The organism is Streptomyces sp. NPDC007264 (assembly GCF_042869095.1).
In the GTDB taxonomy this organism is placed as follows: domain Bacteria; phylum Actinomycetota; class Actinomycetes; order Streptomycetales; family Streptomycetaceae; genus Streptomyces.
The window spans coordinates 253,987-272,776 of the sequence record NZ_JBIAFD010000009.1; the positions used below are offsets into that span (position 1 = coordinate 253,987).

The 18,790-nt window shown below is 72.7% G+C and carries 17 protein-coding genes; 6 read left to right on the top strand and 11 right to left on the bottom strand.

Translation table 11 applies throughout. The features are described 5' to 3' along the window. Positions 1-14 precede the first annotated feature (14 nt). The 3 genes from ACFYMU_RS18210 to ACFYMU_RS18220 all read right to left on the bottom strand — a co-directional run bounded on the left by ACFYMU_RS18210 (position 15) and on the right by ACFYMU_RS18220 (position 4,609). A complete protein-coding gene (locus ACFYMU_RS18210; protein ID WP_388373916.1) occupies positions 15-2,138 on the bottom strand; it encodes a hypothetical protein in 2,124 nt (707 codons plus the stop codon). Between the two features lie 282 nt (positions 2,139-2,420). Continuing rightward, complete coding sequence (locus ACFYMU_RS18215) at positions 2,421-3,884, bottom strand: ATP-binding protein (protein ID WP_388373918.1); 1,464 nt, start codon at positions 3,882-3,884, stop codon at positions 2,421-2,423. Next, a complete protein-coding gene (locus ACFYMU_RS18220; RefSeq protein ID WP_388373920.1) occupies positions 3,881-4,609 on the bottom strand; it encodes a response regulator transcription factor in 729 nt (242 codons plus the stop codon). Before ACFYMU_RS18220 ends, ACFYMU_RS18215 begins: the two co-directional genes overlap by 4 nt. Positions 4,610-4,769: 160 nt before the next feature. Here ACFYMU_RS18220 and ACFYMU_RS18225 point away from each other — a divergent pair, with 160 nt between their 5' ends. Continuing rightward, a complete protein-coding gene (locus tag ACFYMU_RS18225; protein WP_388374055.1) occupies positions 4,770-7,184 on the top strand; it encodes an MMPL family transporter in 2,415 nt (804 codons plus the stop codon). A 16-nt stretch (positions 7,185-7,200) separates the two neighbouring features. Here ACFYMU_RS18225 and ACFYMU_RS18230 read toward each other — a convergent pair whose 3' ends face one another. From ACFYMU_RS18230 to ACFYMU_RS18260, 7 genes are all read right to left on the bottom strand, one after another. Further along, a complete protein-coding gene (locus ACFYMU_RS18230) occupies positions 7,201-7,974 on the bottom strand; it encodes a TetR family transcriptional regulator (RefSeq protein ID WP_388373922.1) in 774 nt (257 codons plus the stop codon). An 87-nt stretch (positions 7,975-8,061) separates the two neighbouring features. Then, entirely contained in the window at positions 8,062-8,730 is a 669-nt protein-coding gene (locus tag ACFYMU_RS18235) for a Uma2 family endonuclease (protein ID WP_388373924.1), read from the bottom strand. Between the two features lie 156 nt (positions 8,731-8,886). Further along, positions 8,887-9,657 (bottom strand): succinate dehydrogenase iron-sulfur subunit, encoded by a 771-nt coding sequence (locus ACFYMU_RS18240; RefSeq protein WP_381088908.1) that lies wholly within the window; start codon positions 9,655-9,657, stop codon positions 8,887-8,889. Continuing rightward, positions 9,657-11,411: a succinate dehydrogenase flavoprotein subunit gene (gene sdhA / locus ACFYMU_RS18245; protein WP_388373927.1), complete on the bottom strand. Its 1,755-nt coding sequence runs from the start codon at positions 11,409-11,411 to the stop codon at positions 9,657-9,659. Before sdhA ends, ACFYMU_RS18240 begins: the two co-directional genes overlap by 1 nt. Positions 11,412-11,430: 19 nt before the next feature. Beyond that, entirely contained in the window at positions 11,431-11,913 is a 483-nt protein-coding gene (locus tag ACFYMU_RS18250; RefSeq protein WP_388373929.1) for a succinate dehydrogenase hydrophobic membrane anchor subunit, read from the bottom strand. Positions 11,914-11,918: 5 nt separating this feature from the next. Beyond that, entirely contained in the window at positions 11,919-12,299 is a 381-nt protein-coding gene (gene sdhC / locus ACFYMU_RS18255) for a succinate dehydrogenase, cytochrome b556 subunit (RefSeq protein ID WP_388373931.1), read from the bottom strand. Positions 12,300-12,556: 257 nt separating this feature from the next. Next, positions 12,557-13,177 carry a 2-oxo-4-hydroxy-4-carboxy-5-ureidoimidazoline decarboxylase gene (locus ACFYMU_RS18260; RefSeq protein ID WP_388374056.1) on the bottom strand — a complete coding sequence of 207 codons (621 nt, stop codon included), beginning with the start codon at positions 13,175-13,177 and terminating at the stop codon, positions 12,557-12,559. 274 nt (positions 13,178-13,451) lie between these two features. Here ACFYMU_RS18260 and ACFYMU_RS18265 point away from each other — a divergent pair, with 274 nt between their 5' ends. Both ACFYMU_RS18265 and ACFYMU_RS18270 read left to right on the top strand, forming a co-directional pair. After that, entirely contained in the window at positions 13,452-15,107 is a 1,656-nt protein-coding gene (locus ACFYMU_RS18265; RefSeq protein WP_388374058.1) for a glycoside hydrolase family 20 protein, read from the top strand. Between the two features lie 160 nt (positions 15,108-15,267). Continuing rightward, positions 15,268-15,831 (top strand): hypothetical protein, encoded by a 564-nt coding sequence (locus ACFYMU_RS18270; protein WP_388373933.1) that lies wholly within the window; start codon positions 15,268-15,270, stop codon positions 15,829-15,831. A gap of 13 nt (positions 15,832-15,844) precedes the next feature. Here the strand turns inward: ACFYMU_RS18270 and ACFYMU_RS18275 are convergent, their stop codons facing one another. Beyond that, a complete protein-coding gene (locus tag ACFYMU_RS18275) occupies positions 15,845-16,339 on the bottom strand; it encodes a DUF1877 family protein (protein ID WP_388373934.1) in 495 nt (164 codons plus the stop codon). 168 nt (positions 16,340-16,507) lie between these two features. On the opposite strand from ACFYMU_RS18275, the gene ACFYMU_RS18280 reads away from it, so the two are divergent. The 3 genes from ACFYMU_RS18280 (at position 16,508) to ACFYMU_RS18290 (ending at position 18,500) form a co-directional block, all read left to right on the top strand. Continuing rightward, positions 16,508-16,903, top strand: a complete 396-nt coding sequence (locus ACFYMU_RS18280; RefSeq protein WP_388373936.1) for a hypothetical protein — start codon at positions 16,508-16,510, stop codon at positions 16,901-16,903. 134 nt (positions 16,904-17,037) lie between these two features. Then, positions 17,038-17,670, top strand: a complete 633-nt coding sequence (locus tag ACFYMU_RS18285) for an RNA polymerase sigma factor (protein WP_388374060.1) — start codon at positions 17,038-17,040, stop codon at positions 17,668-17,670. 59 nt (positions 17,671-17,729) lie between these two features. Further along, a complete protein-coding gene (locus ACFYMU_RS18290; protein WP_388373937.1) occupies positions 17,730-18,500 on the top strand; it encodes a hypothetical protein in 771 nt (256 codons plus the stop codon). Positions 18,501-18,790 lie beyond the last annotated feature (290 nt).

Genomic DNA, 18,790 nt, shown 5'->3' on the forward strand with positions numbered 1-18,790 from the left:
GGGTCTTCGCGGGATCACGGTGTGCACACCGCGTACACCGTGAGGGTGCGCGCGACGGGGGAGATGGCCTGCCAGCCGGTGGCCGGTGTGGTGGCCGTGAACCCGACCGGCCCGATGAAGTCGTAGTTGGCCGTGCTCACTGTCAGGTTCCGGACGCCACCGCCGACGGCGAAGGTGCCGGCCGGGCACAGCACGGTCGCCGTGCCGGTGGAGGTGGTGGCCGTGACGACCCGGCTCGCCGCGCCGGAGGTGCTCGAGCCCTGCGGACCCTGCGCCCCCGTCTCCCCCTGGGTGCCCTGGAAGCCCTGCGGCCCGATGGACCCCTGGGTGCCCTGGGGGCCCTGGAGGCCGGTGTCGCCCTGCGGTCCTGCAGCACCCTCCACGCCCTGCGGCCCGGTCAGGCCCTGCGGGCCCTGCACTCCGGTGTCGCCCTGGAAACCCTGAGGGCCCTGGCTGCCTTCGAGGCCCTGGAAGCCCTGCGGTCCCTCGACGCCCTGCGGGCCCGTGGGTCCGGGGTCGCCCTGGGGTCCCGGGACACCTTGGGGGCCGAAGTCGCCCTGGACGCCCTGGGGGCCGATGTCGCCCTGGAAGCCTTGGCTGCCGGTGTCGCCCTGGAAGCCTTGGACGCCCTGGGGGCCGGCGTCGCCCTGGGGGCCGGCGCTGCCGGTGTCGCCCTGGACTCCTTGGGGGCCTGAGGAGCCGGTCTCGCCCTGGGGTCCCTGGAAGCCCTGGGGGCCGAGGTCACCTTGGGGGCCCTGGCTGCCGACGTCGCCTTGGTGGCCTTGGACGCCCTGGGGGCCGGTGTCGCCCTGGGGGCCGGCGCTGCCGGTGTCGCCCTGGATTCCTTGGGGGCCTGAGGAGCCGGTCTCGCCCTGGGGTCCCTGGAAGCCCTGGGGGCCGAAGTTGCCCTGGAAGCCCTGGGCGCCGATCTCGCCCTGGGTGCCCTGCACGCCCTGCGGCCCGGTCTCGCCCTGGGTGCCCTGGGCACCCTGCACGCCCTGCGGGCCTCCAGCCGGACCCGGTTCGCCCTGCGGACCCTGGGGACCGTTCGGTTCGCCCTGCGGGCCCTGCACGCCCTCCTTGCCCATCTCGCCCTGGGGCCCTTGAGGTCCGGTGTCCCCCTGGGCGCCATGAGTGCCCTGGGGCCCTGAGAAGCCCTGCGGGCCGAAGGTGCCCTGGGGGCCGACGGGGCCGAAGTCGCCTTGGGGTCCTTGGGTGCCGGTGCCGGTCTCGCCTTGGTGGCCTTGGGTGCCCTGGGCGCCTTGGAGGCCGGTGTCGCCCTGGACGCCGGTGGTGCCCTGGGGGCCTTCGAGGCCGGAGGGGCCGCTGACGCCCTGGGGGCCGACGGGGCCGAAGTCGCCTTGGGGCCCTTGGGTGCCGGTGCCGGTCTCGCCTTGGTGGCCTTGGGTGCCCTGGGCGCCTTGGAGGCCGGTGTCGCCCTGGACACCGGTGGTGCCCTGGGGGCCTTCGAAGCCCTGCGGGCCGCTCGGGCCCGCGGGGCCCGAGGAGCCGGTGTCGCCCTGCGGTCCCGAGGAACCCTGGGGGCCGAAGTCGCCCTGGAACCCCTGGGGGCCGAGGGGACCTTGCGGGCCTTCGGCCCCGGTGCTGCCCTGCGTGCCCTGGGGGCCGGCGGGGCCGGTGTCCCCCGCAGGGCCCTGCGAGCCTGCGGCGCCCTGCGTGCCCTCCACACCCTGCGGCCCCTGGAGGCCCGGAAGGCCGGCGTCGCCCTGGGGGCCTTCGAAGCCTTGCGGACCGAAGGCCCCCTGACTGCCCTGGGAGCCGGTCTCGCCCTGTGAGCCCTGCGTGCCCGTACTGCCCTGAGCGCCCTGCGCTCCCTGGAAACCCTGCGGCCCCTGAGGACCGCCGAACGCCCCCTGCGGTCCCTGCGGACCCGTGTTGCCCTGGAACCCCTGGGGGCCCTGGGCACCCTGGGGGCCTTGGGCACCCTGCGGACAGCGGCCGTCGTGGCCGTGGTCGTGGTCGTGGGAGGAGTAACCGCAGTCGTCCCGCGGGCCGTCGCCTCCCTGGGCCTGAGCGGCCGGCGCGGACGAGAGTCCGGCCAGCACCGCCAGGGTTCCGGCCGCCGAGAAGCGGGTGGCGGTGCTGATCCAGGATCTGCGCAGCGACTTCGGGCTCATGTGGCGGACCTCCTCGGCAACCGAAGCCCCGCGGGGACCCATCGGGCCTGGGCGCAGTGAAAGGTCCGAAAGGTCCCACGTCCCGTGGGCCGGTTGTCAGTCGATTGACGGCGTGTGTCGTGTCTACCTCAGAGAGGGCCGGGGCCGCGTGCGACCACTCCATGGGCTGCGGACGTTCGAAAGGCAGAACACGCGAACGGCCTACCGCGGCCACCCTCGTCGGCGCACCCTCGGGTCATCCCTGTTCCGCACCCGGCGTCCCGCGCTGTGCCCGGGCCCGCCTCAGCCGTCGTCCTGGTCCCTGCCGTGCGGCCGCGCCGGCAGCGTCACCGTCACCGCCAGCCCCTCGCCCGGCGCCGTGCGTACCGCCACCTCGCCGCCGTGCGCCGCCACCACGCCCTGCACGATCGCCAGCCCGAGCCCGCTGCCCGCGCCCGAGCCCACGCGGAAGAAGCGGTCGAAGACGCGGGCCGCGTCCTGCTCCGCGAGGCCCGGCCCGTCGTCGGCCACGCACAGGCGGACCACCCCTTCCTCGCGCTCCAGACCGATCTTCACCGGCACATCGGCGGGCGTGTGGGTGCGGACGTTGCCCACCAGGTTGCCGAGCACCTGCCGCAGCCCCGACTCGTCCGCCCGCACCAGCAGCGCGCCGTCCGCGGCCACCGTCACCGGACGCCCCGGCTGCTGGGCGCGCAGGTCCTCCGCCGCGTCCCGCACCAGACGGCTCACATCGACGTTGCGGAAGCGGAGTTCCGGCTGCTGGTCGAGGCGGGCGAGGGTGAGGAGCTCGTCGACCAGCCGGCCCATCCGGTCCGCCTCGGCCATCATCCGCTCCCAGGACCGCTTCCGCTCGTCCGGGTCGGTCAGCATCCCCTGGTCGTAGAGCTGGAGGTAGCCGCGTATCGCCGACAGGGGCGTACGCAGCTCGTGCGAGGCGTCCGCGACGAACCGGCGCAGCTGGGCGGCGCTGCGCTCCCGCGTCCGGTACGCCGACTCCACCTGGTGGAGCATGGAGTTGAGGGCGGTGCGCAGCTGCTCGACCTCCAGGGAGGTGTCCCTGCTGGACGGCATGCGCCGGGTCAGATCGCCCTCGGCGATCGCCGACGACGTCTCCACCATGTCCTCCAGCGGCCGCATCCGGCGGCTCACGCTGATCATCGTCAGCGTGGCCAGCAGCGCCAGCAGCAGACTGCCGATGGTGAGATCGAGCTTGAGGGCCTTGGCGATGCCCTTGTGCAGCACCGCGGTGGAGCGGGCCATCAGCAGGCAGGAGCCGTCGGCGAGCCGCACCCCCGTCACCCGGTAGGGGTCGCCGCCCAGCTGGAGGTCGTGCGGCTGTCCGTCCCGGACGAGCGCGGCGGGGTCCCCGACCTCCGCGGCGAGCGCCCGCTGCACCGCGTTCGGCTTCAGGCCGGCGATGGCGAGCACCGTGCCGTGCCGGTCGACGGCCGTGAAGACGTTGTCCGGGTTCGGCGAGTCGTCGCCGTGCGGCAACAGCCGGTCGCGGACCACCGCGAGCGCGGCCAGCGAGTCGATCTCCCGCATGGTCAGGTGCGAGCCCGCCAGCGAGTTGCGGGACTTGGTCAGCTCGGCGTCGATCTGCCCGAGCACGTAGTGCCGCATGCCCATCAGGCTGAAGGCCGTGGCCGCGACGATGCCGAGCGCCAGCAGCCCCACGTTCGCCAGCGTCAGCTTGCCCCGCAGCGAACGGACGCCGCGCGGCCGGGAGAGCCGGAAGAGGGTCATGCCAGCCCGTATCCCACGCCCCGCCGCGTGGTGATCACCGGCGGTCCGAGCGGCTCCAGTTTGCGGCGCAGATAACTGATGTACGTCTCCACGACCGTCGACTCGGCCGGCGCGTGCTCGTACTGCCACACGTGCCGCAGCAGCTGGTCCTTGGGCACGATCCGTCCGCCGTTGCGCACCAGGAAGCGCAGCAGCGCGTACTCGGTGGGGGTCAGCTCGACCGTGCGTCCCGCGCGGTGCACGCAGTACGTCGTCTCGTCCAGCTCCAGGTCGCCGTAGCGCAGCGGCGGGCGCTGCGGCAGGACGTCGGCCGGGCGGGTGCGGCGCAGCACGGCCCGTACCCGGGCGACCACCTCGTCGATGTTGAACGGCTTGGTGATGTAGTCGTCGCCGAAGCCGAGCGCGCCGACGATCTCCGTGGGGGCGTCGCGCGCGGTGACGAAGACCACCGCCAGGTCGGGCTGCCGGGCACGCAGTTCCCGGCCCAGCGCGCGCCCGTCGCCGTCCGGCAGCATGACGTCCAGCAGGGCGGCGTCGGGCCGGGTGCGCTCCGCGAGCGCGAGCGCCTCGCGCACCGTGCCCGCGGTCATCACCTGGAAGCGGTGGTAGCGCAGGGCGATGGACAGGACGTCCGCGATGCTCTCCTCGTCCTCGACGACGAGGACGGTGGCCCCCTCGTGCGTGCCCGGGTGTGCCCCCTCGCGCGCTGCCTCGTTGACGGTCATGCCCCCCAGTATCCGCACGCGCCCGAATCCGTGGGCGGGGGCGTGCTTTGGAGTTCCTTGAGAGTCGGGGCGGATCATGTCCGTCCCGGCAGGCCACTGCCGATGCTGGTGGTCCAGGACCCGGGGGACCCTGATGAAGGAGCGTAGAGCGTTGACGACTTTGGCGCGGTGGTGCTATCGGCACCGGCTGCTGGTCCTGTTGCTGTGGGTGGGGGCGTTGCTCGGGGTGGGCGCGGCGGCCTCCGCCAGGGGCGCGGACTACGCGAACGTGTTCTCCCTGCCCGACACGGACTCCAAGAGGGCCTACGACCTCATGGAGAAGGCGTTCCCGAAGGCCGCGGGCGACACCGACACCGTGGTGTGGAAGGCCGACCGGGGGTCGGTCCGTGACGGGTCCGTGCGGGCCCGCATCGAGCCCGCGCTGGCGAAGATCGGGCGGATGGACGGGATCGGCGCGGTCGCCGGCCCGTACACCGGCGCCCGGGGGGCGGCGCAGATCAGCCGGGACGGCACGATCGCCTACGCGCAGATCACCTTCACCGAGCGGGCCAACGCGGTGCCCCAGCAACTGGTGCAGGACGTCGTCGACACCGCTCAGGGCGCCCGGGGCGACGGTCTGCGGGTGGAGCTGGGCGGCCAGGCGATCGCCCGGGTCCAGCAGCCGCCCGCGGGCCTGTCCGAGTCGGTCGGCATCGTCGCGGCGGCCGTCGTGCTGTTCCTCGCCTTCGGCTCGCTCTTCGCGATGCTGCTGCCGATCGCCGTCGCGGTCTTCGGCGTCGGCATCGGACTGTTCTCCACCCAGCTGATCAGCCATGTCACGGACGTGCCCGACATCGCCCCGCTGCTCGCCTCGCTGATCGGCCTCGGCGTCGGCATCGACTACGCGCTGTTCATCGTCACCCGGCACCGGCGCGGCGTCCTGCGCGGCCTCGATCCGGAGGAGTCCGCCGCGGTCGCCCTGAACACCTCGGGCCGGGCCGTGCTGTTCGCGGGCGGCACCGTGTGCATCGCCCTCGCCGGGATGCTCGTGACGAACCTGCGCTTCCTGGACGGCGTGGTCATCGGCACCTCGCTCACGGTCGTGATGAGCGTGCTCGCGGCCGTCACCCTGCTCCCGGCGCTGCTCGGGTTCCTCGGCCCGCGGGTGCTCAGCCGTCGGCAGCGGCGGCGGCTGGCGGCGCAGGGGCCCGAGCCGGAGCACACGAGCGGCCTCGCGGCACGCTGGTCGGACCTGGTGCAGAAGCGTCCCCGGGTGATCGCCGCGCTCGCCGTGGTCTTCATGGTGGTGCTCGCGCTGCCCGTGCTGTCCCTGCGGCTGGGCGCCACCGACCAGGGCAACGACGACGCGTCCACCACGACGCGGAAGGCGTACGACCTGCTCGCCGAGGGCTTCGGCCCCGGCTTCAACGGACCGCTCCAGGTGGTGTCCACCGACGGTGACACCACCACGCTCGTCAAGGACATCAGCGCCACCCACGGGGTGGCCCGGGCCGTGGCACTGCCCCCCGCGCACGGTGTGACCGTCATCCAGGTGGTGCCGACCACCTCGCCGCAGTCCGAGGAGACCGACCGGCTGATCGACACCCTGCGCGACGACGTGATCCCGAAGGCGGGCGCGACCGCCCATGTCGGCGGGGTGACCGCGGTGTCGAAGGACTTCGCGTCCGTCACCGGCGACCGTCTGCCGTACTTCGTCGCGACCATCATCGGCCTCGGCTTCCTGCTCCTGCTGATCGCCTTCCGCTCGCTGGTGGTGCCGCTGACGGCCGCCGTGATGAACCTGATCGCCGCCGCCTCCTCCTTCGGCGCCCTCGTGGCGATCTTCCAGTGGGGCTGGGGCCTGGACCTGCTGGGTCTGGGCAAGGAGGGCCCGATCCAGGCGTTCCTGCCGATCATCATGCTCTCCCTGCTCTTCGGCCTGTCGATGGACTACCAGGTGTTCCTGGTGAGCCGGATGCACGAGGAGTGGGTGCACACCGGGGACAACGCCCGCGCGGTCCGCGTCGGTCTCGCGGAGACCAGCCGGGTCATCAACTCCGCGGCCCTGATCATGGTCTGCGTCTTCCTCGCCTTCGTGCTCAGCGGCAACGCAGGCGCGGCGATGGCGGGCGTCGGTCTCGCGGCGGCGGTCGCGCTGGACGCGTTCGTGCTGCGCACGGCGCTGGTGCCGGCCGCGATGCATCTGTTCGGCCGGTCGAACTGGTGGCTGCCGCGCTGGCTGGACCGCCGGCTGCCGCACCTGGCGGTGGAGCCGGCCGAGGAGCCGCGGAAGGCGCCGGAGGAGAGCGTGGGCGCGGGCGGCGCGAGCGTCGTGCACGGGTTCGTCCGGGACGCGGAGGGCGATCCGGTCGGGGGAGCGGCCGTCACGCTGCTGTCCACGGGCGGCCGCCAGCTGGACCGGGTCGTCTCGCTGGCCGACGGCTCGTACATCGTCTCGGTCCCGGCGCCCGGCACCTACCTCGTCGCGGTGACGGCGGCCTCGTACGGGTCCCGTGCCGGGCACGTGGTCCTCGGGCGGGAGCCGCTCGTGCACGACGTGGAGCTGACCGGCGACGAGGTGGACGCGGTGAACTGACGGACCGTGCCCGTCGTCACTCGGGGGCGCTCGCGTCGGCGGACGCGGGCGCCCTCTTCGCCCTGGCCGGATCGGGCAGGTGCCCGGCCATCCCGGGCAGGAAGTCCGTGAACAGTTCGTGCACGTCGTGGACCAGGGGGCGCAGCACCCGGAACCGGGACAGGGTGACGCCCCGTGCGGTCAGCCGGGCGCCGCGCTCGGCGAGCCGGTAGCTGCGCTCGCGGCCCTCCGTCCGATCGAAGATCCAGTACAGCACGAGGCCCATCTGGGACAGCCACATCAACTCCGGCAGCACGTCCCGCAGTTCCTCCGGCACCCTCGCTTTCGACCCCGCCAGCACCTCCCGGTGGACGTCGACGGCCTCCGCGCGCGCGTGCTCCGACTCGGCGGAGAAGGGGCTGAGCGGGCTGTCCGGGTCGGCGGCGTTCTTGAAGAACTGCACCGCGAACTCGTGGTACGGCGTCGCGACGTCCAGCCACGCCTTCAGCACCCCGGTGAGCCGGGCCGTCAGATCGGTCTCCCGGTCCAGGACCTCCCGGGCGGCCGCCCGGTGCTCGGCGGCGATCCGGTCGTAGAAGCCCTGGATCAGGTGTTCCTTGCCGGCGAAGTAGTAGTACGCGTTGCCGACGGAGACCCCGGCCTCCTGGGCGATGGCCCGCATCGTCGTCCGGTCGTAGCCGCGCTCCCGGAACAGCCGCATCGCCGTCTGCAGGATCAGGGCGCGGGTCTGCTCGGACTTGGTGGGGGTACGGCCGCTGCCGTCGGTCTGGGTGTCGTCGCTGCCGGGCACGGGAGGACAGCCTAACGACTGGCACGGGCGTCCCTCTTCGGCACCGGGCGGCCGCTTCCGGGGCCCGGGAGGCCGCCCGGTGCCGGGTCAGTCGTCGGCGCAGGGAGCGGCGGCGGACCGCTTCGACCGGCCCGCTTCGAGGATCTCGGCCGCGTCCAGGGTGACCTTGGCACCGAGGGAGTCGGGGAGGGTGACCAGTTCGCCGGAGGCGTGGACCCGGTGGGTGCCGTAGTGGTGGCCGCGGTAGTCGTCCTGTGTGGGGTCGGTCAGCACGTGGACACGCTGATGTGCGCGGTCGACGATCACATACACCGGAACCTTCGCCTCGGCGTACGCGGCGGCCTTGGTCCTGAGGTCGTCCCGCCAGTTCCTGGAGGTGACCTCCAGTACGAGGCGGAAGCAGGCGGGGTCGTACGCGTTGTTCTGGACGAAGTGGTCGTCGATGTCGGTCTCCGCCACCACGAGGTCGGGGATGGCGTAGTCCTCGTCGCCGGTGGGCAGCCACAGCCCGACGTTCTGGAGGACCTGGGTTTCGTCGCCGTGCAGACCGGCGGCGATGAACGGGATCATGAGGCCGGTCAGGGCGCGGGCGTGCGGGGCGTCCGGTGATGGGGTCACGAGGAGGTGGTCTCCGATGATCTCGACGCGGTAGCCCGGATGACGCTCCATGATCTCGTCGGCGATGGCCGTCAGGGTGACCGGCTCCTCGTCCTCGAGGGGCTCCTCGAAGGGCTGCTCGACGGATGCGGCTGACATCAGGTGCCTCCCGTGGGCTGGTGTCGAGAACATCATGGTAGGCCGGACGGCGCCCTCGCGTCCTTCGTGATCACGTTCACCCGATCGTGGTCCGATACGCCCGAGGGCCCCGTATCCAGCGGAAACGGGGCCCTCGGAGGTCGGTCGCGGCCGGCCTCAGATGCGGCGCGTGATCAGCGCCCTCTTCACTTCCTGGATCGCCTTCGTCACCTCGATGCCGCGCGGGCAGGCGTCCGTGCAGTTGAACGTGGTGCGGCAGCGCCACACGCCGTCCCGGTCGTTGAGGATCTCCAGGCGCTGCTCGCCGGCCTCGTCGCGCGAGTCGAAGATGAAGCGGTGCGCGTTGACGATGGCCGCCGGGCCGAAGTACTGGCCGTCGTTCCAGAACACCGGGCACGAGGACGTGCAGGCGGCGCACAGGATGCACTTCGTCGTGTCGTCGAAGCGCTCGCGGTCGGCCGCCGACTGCAGGCGCTCACGCGTCGGCTCGTTGGTGTCCTTCGTGATCAGGAAGGGCATCACGTCCCGGTACGCCTGGAAGAACGGCTCCATGTCCACGACCAGGTCCTTGAGGACCGTCAGGCCCTTTATGGGCTCGACCGTGATGGGCTTGTCCGGGTTGATGTCCTTGATCAGCGTCTTGCAGGCCAGACGGTTCTTGCCGTTGATCCGCATGGCGTCCGACCCGCAGATGCCGTGGGCACAGGAGCGGCGGAAGGTCAGCGAGCCGTCGAGGTCCCACTTGATCTTGTGGAGGCCGTCGAGGACGCGCTCCTTCGGGTCGATCTCGATCCGGAAGTCCTCCCAGACCGCGTCCGCCGAGACCTCCGGGTTGAAGCGGCGGATCCGGAAGGTGACCGTGATGTAGGGGGAGGCGGCGGAACCGGAAGCGGCCGCCTCCTCCTTGTCCAGAACGGGGGTAGCCATCAGTACTTACGCTCCATCGGCTGGTAGCGGGTCTGGACGACCGGCTTGTAGTCGAGACGGACGGACTCGGTGCCGTCGGCGCCCACCTCGCGGTACGCCATGGTGTGGCGCATGAAGTTGACGTCGTCGCGGTTCGGGTAGTCCTCGCGGTAGTGACCGCCGCGGGACTCCTTGCGGGCCAGGGCCGACACCGCCATGACCTCGGCGAGGTCCAGCAGGTTGCCCAGCTCGATGGCCTCCAGCAGGTCCGTGTTGAACCGCTTGCCCTTGTCCTGGATCGCCACGTTCCTGTAGCGGGCCCTGAGCTCGGCGATCTTCTCGACGGCCGTCTTGATCGTCTGCTCGGTGCGGAACACCATGACGTTGGCGTCCATGGTCTCCTGCAGCTCGCGCCGCAGGTCCGCCACGCGCTCGGTGCCCGTCGAGGACCGCAGCTGCTCGATCTGGTCGACCACCAACTCCGCCGGGTTCTCCGGCAGCTCGACGAAGTCCGCCTTCTGCGAGTAGTCCGCCGCCGCGATGCCGGCCCGGCGCCCGAAGACGTTGATGTCCAGCAGCGAGTTGGTGCCGAGGCGGTTGGCGCCGTGCACGGACACGCAGGCGACCTCGCCCGCCGCGTACAGGCCCGGGACCACCGTGGTGTTGTCCGACAGGACCTCGCCCTGGACGTTCGTCGGGATGCCGCCCATCGCGTAGTGCGCGGTGGGCTGGATCGGGATCGGGTCCGTGTAGGGCTCGATGCCCAGGTAGGTGCGGGCGAACTCCGTGATGTCGGGCAGCTTCGCGTCGAGCTGCTCCGGCGGGAGGTGGGTGAGGTCGAGGTAGACGTGGTCGCCCTCGGGACCGCAGCCGCGGCCCTCGCGGATCTCCGTGTAGATGGAGCGGGACACGACGTCACGGGACGCCAGGTCCTTCATCACCGGCGCGTACTTCTCCATGAAGCGCTCGCCGTCCTTGTTGCGGAGGATGCCGCCCTCGCCGCGCGCGCCCTCGGTCAGGAGGATGCCCATGCGCCAGATGCCGGTCGGGTGGAACTGGAAGAACTCCATGTCCTCCAGCGGCAGCCCGCGGCGGTAGACGGCCGCCTGGCCGTCACCGGTCAGCGTGTGCGCGTTCGACGTGACCTTGAAGAACTTGCCGCAGCCGCCGGAGGCGTAGATCACGGCCTTCGCCTGGAAGATGTGGATCTCGCCGGTCGCCAGCTCGTAGGCCACCACACCGGCCGACTTCTTGACGCCGTCGACCTCGGTGATCAGCTGGTCGAGGACGTAGAACTCGTTGAAGAACTCCACGCCCTCCTTCACGCAGTTCTGGTACAGCGTCTGGAGGATCATGTGGCCGGTGCGGTCGGCCGCGTAGCAGGAGCGGCGGACCGGGGCCTCGCCGTGGTTGCGGGAGTGACCGCCGAAACGGCGCTGGTCGATCGTCCCGTTCGGCGTGCGGTTGAACGGCAGGCCCATCTTCTCCAGGTCGAGGACGGAGTCGATGGCCTCCTTCGCCAGGATCTCGGCGGCGTCCTGGTCGACCAGGTAGTCACCGCCCTTGACCGTGTCGAAGGTGTGCCACTCCCAGTTGTCCTCCTCCACGTTGGCCAGCGCGGCGGCCATGCCGCCCTGCGCGGCGCCCGTGTGGGAGCGGGTGGGGTACAGCTTCGTCAGCACGGCGGTGCGGCTGCGCTTCGTCGCCTCGATGGCGGCGCGCATGCCGGCGCCGCCGGCGCCGACGATGACGGTGTCGTACTTGTGGATCTTCATGATTCTCGCAGCCCCGTGCCTAGCGGATGTTCGGGTCGAAGGTGAAGATCACCAGCGTGCCCAGCAGGATGGTGAACACCGTGGCGGTGTACAGCAGGCCCTTCAGCCACAGGCGCGTGTTCGTCCGCTCGGCGTAGTCGTTGATGACGGTGCGCAGGCCGTTGGCGCCGTGCAGCATGGCGAGCCACAGCATGGCGAGGTCCCAGGTCTGCCACCACGGGGAGGCCCAGCGGCCGGCCACGAAGGCGAAGCCGATCTTGGTGACACCGCCGTCCAGGACGAGCTGGATCAGCAGGTGGCCGATGACCAGGACGACCAGCACGATGCCGGACAGGCGCATGAACAGCCAGCCGTACATCTCGAAGTTGCCGCGGGTCGACTTCGGTGTCTTCCTGGTCCGCTTGCGGGGGGCCTCGATCACCGGCGCCGGGTTGTCGGCGTCGTACAGCGCGGGCCCCTCGACGGGGCCGATGCCGGATGCGGTGGTTTCAGTCGTGGACATGCGCGTCAGCTCCCGAACAGTTCACGAACGGCGTGACCGAGGACGGGGTAGATCGCCCCGAGCATCAGCACGATCCACACGCCCAGCACGGTCCAGAGCATCTGCCTCTGGTAGCGCGGGCCCTTCGACCAGAAGTCGACGGCGACGACGCGCAGGCCGTTGAGTGCGTGGAAGAGGATGGCGGCGACCAGGCCGTACTCCAGCACGGCGACGATCGGCGTCTTGTACGTGGATACGACCTTGTCGTAGTCCTCGGGGGAGACACGCACGAGAGCGGTGTCCAGGACGTGTACGAACAGGAAGAAGAAGATGAGGACGCCGGTGACTCGGTGAGCCACCCAGGACCACATTCCTTCCCGGCCGCGGTACAGCGTTCCAGCCGGCACGGAAGAACCCTCCGGGAGCGGGGACTAGGGCCGCGCCGGCTTCTTGGTCGGTCGGGCCCGGCCGGGTACGGTCCACCGGCCCTCAGCATCGTAGCGACGAGTCGCCGGAACACTCACGGCGGCCCTGCCAATGTGATCAAACCGGCAATCAAACGAGCACGGACGGGCTAGCCGGCGGACCGGTGTCCGGGCGGGGGCTGCTCGCGCGGGCCGGGCGCCGGCGGCCGGCCCGCGCGTCGCCGCAGCTCCGCGGCCCTTCACGGGGCGTGGTGCAGCGCGGGCCGCCCGCAGGGCTCCCGCAGCAGCCGGGTCAGCCTTCCCCGAGCGAGCCGGCGCAGTTCCTCCGCCGCCAGCAGTCGTTCCTCCTCCGGATCGTTCGCCAATCGTGATCGGATGGCGGCCAGGACCCGGTCGGCTGCCTCCTCGGGTGTCACATCGTCCAGACAGATGATGAACACATGCCCGAATCTGCTCTCGTAGGCGGCGTGCGCCGCGTTCAGGGCGGTGCGGGCCGCGGAGTACGCGCCGTCCGGGAGCGCCATGAGCGACTCGCCGGCCAGCGCCTCGGCGAGGTCCGCCGGTGTGAGGTCGTAGGCGGCCTCGTCGGCCGCGGCGAGCAGGGAACCCAGGTCGGGGTAGGGGCGGTGCTCGGCGATGCGGTGGACCCAGCGCAGGCTGCGGCAGCAGGCGAGGAGGGCGCGCCGGGCGTCCTCGGGGCCCGCGGAGTTGAACGCCTCCAGGCCCGAGGGGGCCTCCGCGCGGTGTTGCACCGGCAGGGCGGTGTGGCCGGGGAGGCGGGGGAGACGGTGCGGATGCAGCGTGGGTCCTCGGCGGGAGGCGCGCGTGACGTCCCGTGGGCATCGCGTGCGGGTCGGCAGGGGAGGGTGCGGGAACTGCGCCGTCACGGTATCGACGGCGCTCGGGCGGATGTCCAGTCGCTGTCCGGATTTCACCCGGATGGGAGAGTTTTGGAACGCTGGATGGACGGTCGGGCGGGTGGGGGCCGTAGGTTCGGGTGAGGCAGTGGAGCCTGGAGGTGAGTGGTGTGCGATCGACGGTCGGGCACATACGGACGGGTGGACCGGGCGAGGTGACGCCCGGTCGTCCGGACACGGCGTCACCGTGCGCGGACACGACACGGGGCGGGACGCGGTGACCGGCCGCAGGCGGCGGGTCTCCCGGAAGGAGACGTCCCGGACGCGCAACCGGTTGCTGCTGGGCGGCGCGATCCTCGTCGCGGGCGCGGTCGCCGCCACCGTGGCCCTCTGGCCGGCCGGTGACGGCGCGCCGGACGGGACCGGTGCCTCCGCGAGCACGTCGGCCGCTCCGACCGGGCCGGTCGCCCCCATGGGGTCCCCCGGCTCCTCCGCCCCCTCCCCGTCCCGGGCCTACCCCCTGTCGCAGACGCCCCGCACCATCCCCGCCGTCCGGGAGCACGTCCCCGCGCGCGGCCCGGGCTGGCGGCCCGCCGCGGGGGCCCGGGTGGTCGTCGACGACGACGCCCTCGCCGACGAGGGCCGGCTGCTGGCCGGGGAGCTGAGGATGGGCTACGCCGGACGGACGGGTGCCCGCGCCGGCGACGTCGAGCTGGGCCTGGCCGGCAGCGGCGGCCAGGAGTCCTACACGATGACCGTCGGCAGCGGGCGGGTGCGGATCACCGGCCCGGGCGAGGCCGGCGTCTTCTACGGGACCCGCACGCTCAAGCAGGAGGTGCACGGCGGCGGCACCGCGCCCGAGGGTGTCGTCCGCGACGCGCCCGCCAAGCCGCGGCGCGGGTTCATGCTCGACATCGCGCGCAAGTACTACACGGCCGGCTGGATCGAGGACCGCATACGGGAGCTGGGCGACCTGAAGTACAACGAGATCGGGCTGCACTTCTCCGACGACCAGGGCTTCCGCATCGAGTCGGGCACCCATCCCGAGATCGTCTCCCGGCAGCACCTCACCAAGGCGCAGGTGCGCGGGATCGTCGCCCTCGCCGCGAGCCGCCACATCACCGTCGTCCCCGAGATCGACTCCCCGGGGCACCTCGGCGCCGTGATCGCCGCGCACCCCGACCTCCAGCTGCGCAACGCCTCCGGCACGCCCGCCCGCGGGGCCGTCGACATCTCCAAGCCCGCGGCCGCGCGGATCGTGGACGACCTGCTGGGCGAGTACGCGGCCCTGTTCCCGGGCGCGTACTGGCACCTGGGCGGGGACGAGTACCGGGCGCTGGCGGTGCCGAACCCGGCCGCCTCCTACCCGCGGCTCGCCGCCGCGGCCAAGGCCCGCTACGGGCCGGGCGCCGGCGTCGCGGACCTCGCGACCGGCTGGCTGAACGACCGCGTCGACCTGATGCGCCGGCACGGCCGGACGGTGCGCGCCTGGAACGACGGCTTCTACCGGACGAGCGCGGTGCAGCCGGCCAAGGGCGTCGACGTCGCGTACTGGACCGGGAAGGAGATCGGTGCCCGGCGCCCGGCGGAGTACCTGGACGCGGGCCGCACGCTGCTCAACTACAACGACGAATACCTGTATTACGTGCTGGGTCAGCCGCAGACCTTCGTCTACCCCACCGGGCAGCGGATATACGAGCAGTGGACCCCGCGCGTGGTCCGGGGGAGGGCGGCGGTGCCCGCGCGCTACGACGGGCAGATACGCGGCGGCGTGTTCGCGGTGTGGAGCGACCGTGCGACCGCGCAGACGCAGAACCAGGTGGCGGCCGGGGTCCGGATGCCGCTGCGGGCCACTGCCCAGAAGCTGTGGGACCCGCGGAAGCCGGCGCTGTCCTGGTCGCAGTTCCGGCAGTTGGCGAACCGGCTCGGGTGAGAGGCCGCCGAAGGCGCGGTTGGCCGAAACTGATTGTTCTCAATCAGTCACCGACGGGGCGTGGTGCCCCGGTCACACTACCGGTAGGTTGCACGCAGTAAGGGGAAGTGCGGGCTCCGTTGACGTGAGGCGACCCGTCGAGGCGTTTCGAGGAGGCGTGATGAGCCTGGTGGACCTGATCGCACAGGCGGACAAGCGGGCGCTCGCGGCGAGTGGTCTGGCTTGTTTGGATCGGTGTGTTCCGCTCCTCGGAGGCGACGACGACATCCTGCGGCCGCTGTGGTCGACCCTCGTCGCGGGGCAGGAGTGGCAGGAGCGGGTCGCCAAGGCGCGGGCCGAACTGGCCGCCGAGGAGATGCCCGACGCCGACTGCGCCTCCGAGACGGAGGCGGCGCGGCTCGCTCGGGGCATGCTGGACACGTTTCCCGAGCGGCCCACCACCGAGGCGCTGCGCCGGTGGGCGGACGCCTGCTCGGTCGCCGCCCTGCAGATCCACGGGCTGCTGGACCCCGCCGAGGACGACTCCCCGGTCGACTCCCGCCGTGAGGGCCGCACCGACGGCATGCCGCCCCTCGTCGCCGCCGAACTGCGGCGCCAGATCACCGTGCTTGAACTGCTCGCCGGGCACGGCCCGAACGGGCTGCGCCAGGCACTGGAGGTGTCCACGGAGGGGCGCCGGGTGCTGCGGGCCGTCGTGTCGCGGCGGGCGCGCGGGCGGGCGTGAGCCCCGCCGGCGCTCACCGCATCAGTCGCTTCACCACCGCGTCCCCGTACTCGGCGGTCTGCGCGTAGAACGACCGCAGGTCCCGGTGCGCCGCTTCGAGGGCGCACCGTGTCTCGGTCTCCGTCGCCGTCCCGTCGTACCGGGGCAGCAGATGGTCGCGGGCGAGCCGCCACAGCGTCTCGAAGTCGGTCGTCGTGAGGAACGCGGCCACCCGCGCCGCCCGCCCGGCGGGGAGCAGCAGAAGGGGAGGGCCCTGACGGTCGCCGGGGAACACCGGGGTGCCGCCGAGCACGACGTCGTTCCCGGCACCGTTCTCCTCGGCGTGGGAGGGGGCGCAGGCGTAGAGCAGCTCCTGGTCCAGATAGCGCCGGTCCAGCACCTCCTCGCGGCGCCGGTCGATCCGCCACCGGACCGCGTCCCGGTCGTCCTCGAAAAGCCTCTGCAGCCAGTTCGCGCTGTTGCGCAGTGCCGGGGCCGGCACCGAGCGGAGATGGAAGTACATGCTCATCACAGATAGGGAGCGCACACCGCGCCCGAACCATCACTTCCGCGAAAGCCCCCCTGGTGAGGGGGTCTTGTGACGGTCGTGGGGCGGAGCCGGGCCGGTCCTGCGCCGGTTGCGGCGAACCGCCCCGATCATGGTGACGAAAAGGCCGCCGACCCCGCTGTTGCGTACGTGACGACTCAGCAGGAGACCAGGGCTCACGCCGCCGCGAAGCCGGTGCGATGGGCGGCGGACACGGTGGCGGCGATGCGGGAGGGCGCGGGGCTGCGGCTCGACTACTCGGCGCAGAGCCTGTGGCGCGTGGACCGGTTGATCGAGGAGATACGGCGGGAGGGGGCGCCCTACGACGCCGTGGACAGCGCGCTGCGCGGATTCGGCTCCTACGCGGGCGAGGTGATCGTCCGTCAGACCGGCGCCGAGTGGTGGACGTCCGGTGGCGACCACTGGGTCCGCACCCCGAACGGCTCGCTGTGGGACCCGATCGACGAGGCCCGCCGCTGCTTCGCGGGCCACGGCTCGCTGCGGCTGTTGTGCCGGGACGCGACGGCGGGGGCGCGGACCGCGTAGGCCGGGCGGTGACGGCTGTGACACTTCGGCGCGGCGCGACGCTGTTGACCATGGGGGCGCCGCCACGGCCGGCGCTCCCGCACGGTGCGGGTTCACCACAGCTCGCTACGCACTCGGTACGAACGAGGACAGTGTTGGGCCAACGACGCGAACCCCGCCGCGCGCAGGCGTTCGACGGGGAACTGGGCGCGGCCGTTGTGCGGGCTCAGGAAGGTGACGAGGCCGCCTTCGCGGTGGCCTACCGGATCGTGCAGCCGGGGCTGCTCGGGTATCTGCGCGGGCTGGTCGGCGGCGACGCCGAGGACGTGGCGTCGGACGCCTGGCTGGAGATCGCCCGGGACCTCGGGCGCTTCAAGGGGGACGGCGCGGGCTTCCGGGGCTGGACGGCGACCATCGCCCGCCACCGGGCGCTCGACCATCTGCGCCGGCAGCGGGTGAGACCCCGTGCGTCGGCGCTGGAGCAGGACGCACTCGAACTGCCGGGCACGTACAGCACCCACGACCAGGCGCTGGAGTCCATCTCCACCGAACACGCCCTGGACCTGGTCCGGGAGCTGCCGCGCGACCAGGCCGAGGCGGTGCTGTTGCGGGTGGTCGTCGGACTCGACGGCCCGGCCGCCGCGCGCGTCCTCGGCAAGCGGCCCGGCGCGGTGCGCACCGCCGCCCACCGGGGGCTGAAGCGGCTGGCCCGCCGGCTCGGCGCCGACGGCGGGACGGGCCGGGGTGTGACGGAAGACGGCTCCCGAACGCTGGGGGAGTCGAAATGAACGGCAACGGCGACGCGCCCGGCGACGGGACCGGCCGTCGAACAGGGATGGATGCGGACATGGGTGAACGGCACAGCGGCGGCGGAGTCCCCGGCCGTCGGCACGTGCACCCCGGCGGCACCGTGCCCGCCCCTGGGGTCGAGGCCGAGAGCGCGGTGCTCGAGGCGCTGCTCGCCGCCGCGCTGCGCGAGAGCGCCGTGGACGCCGAGGCCGAACAGCGGGCGGTGGCGGCGTTCCGGGCCACCCGGGACGCCCGGGCGCAGCAGCCGCGGACCCGGCGCCGGGACGACTGGCGGCCGCGCGAGCAGCGGCGTACGCGGCGCTCGGTGAAGGCGACGGTCGCCGTGCTCCTCACGAGCCTGACCCTGGGCGGCGTCGCGGTCGCAGGGATCGGCTCGGCCGGCTCCTCCGGCGACGCGGGCGGCGACCACGGCCGGCCCTCGCACGGCGCCACGGACGCCCCGGCCGGGCGGCCCGACCCGACGTCCCACGCGCCGGGCACCGCCGCCTCCCCCGACCACCCGGAGACCGCCCAGGACACCGAGGCCCACTGCCGTGCCTACGAAGCGGTCAAGGACCGGGGCAAGGCGATGGAGGCCACGGCCTGGCAGCGGCTGGTGGTGGCCGCGGGCGGCGAGGACAAGGTCGAGGCGTACTGCGCGGAGCAGCTGGCGCGCACCGCCACCGCACCGGCCGACCGGACGGGCAAGTCCGGTGACAAGGGCGGGAACGCCGGGACGGCGGCGGGCTCGGACGCCGTGACTCCGGCCGCTCCCACCACGCCGGCCGTCGTGCCGACGGCCCGCAGGTCCAAGAGACCCGGGCGGTAGGGCCGCTGTCGCGGACCGGTCGGGCGTCCGGTGGCTCGCGTGTGTGCGCCCCGACGTCGTTCGTCTCGGATGCGTGTCCACAGGAGCTCGATGCGCCGATGCCGTATGCGATCAGGGCCCGCCGGGGTGTGCCTCGCGGCGCGGCCACGGTGCCGCCGAGGCAACGGCCGGGGCCGCCACCCCCCACAGGAGAGGCCCCGGCCGTCGCGCGGCACGGGCCGCGCGGCGGCCCGTACTCTCTACAGCGCCATGGATGCGTTTTCTGTCACACCCCATCGCGTCATGTGTTG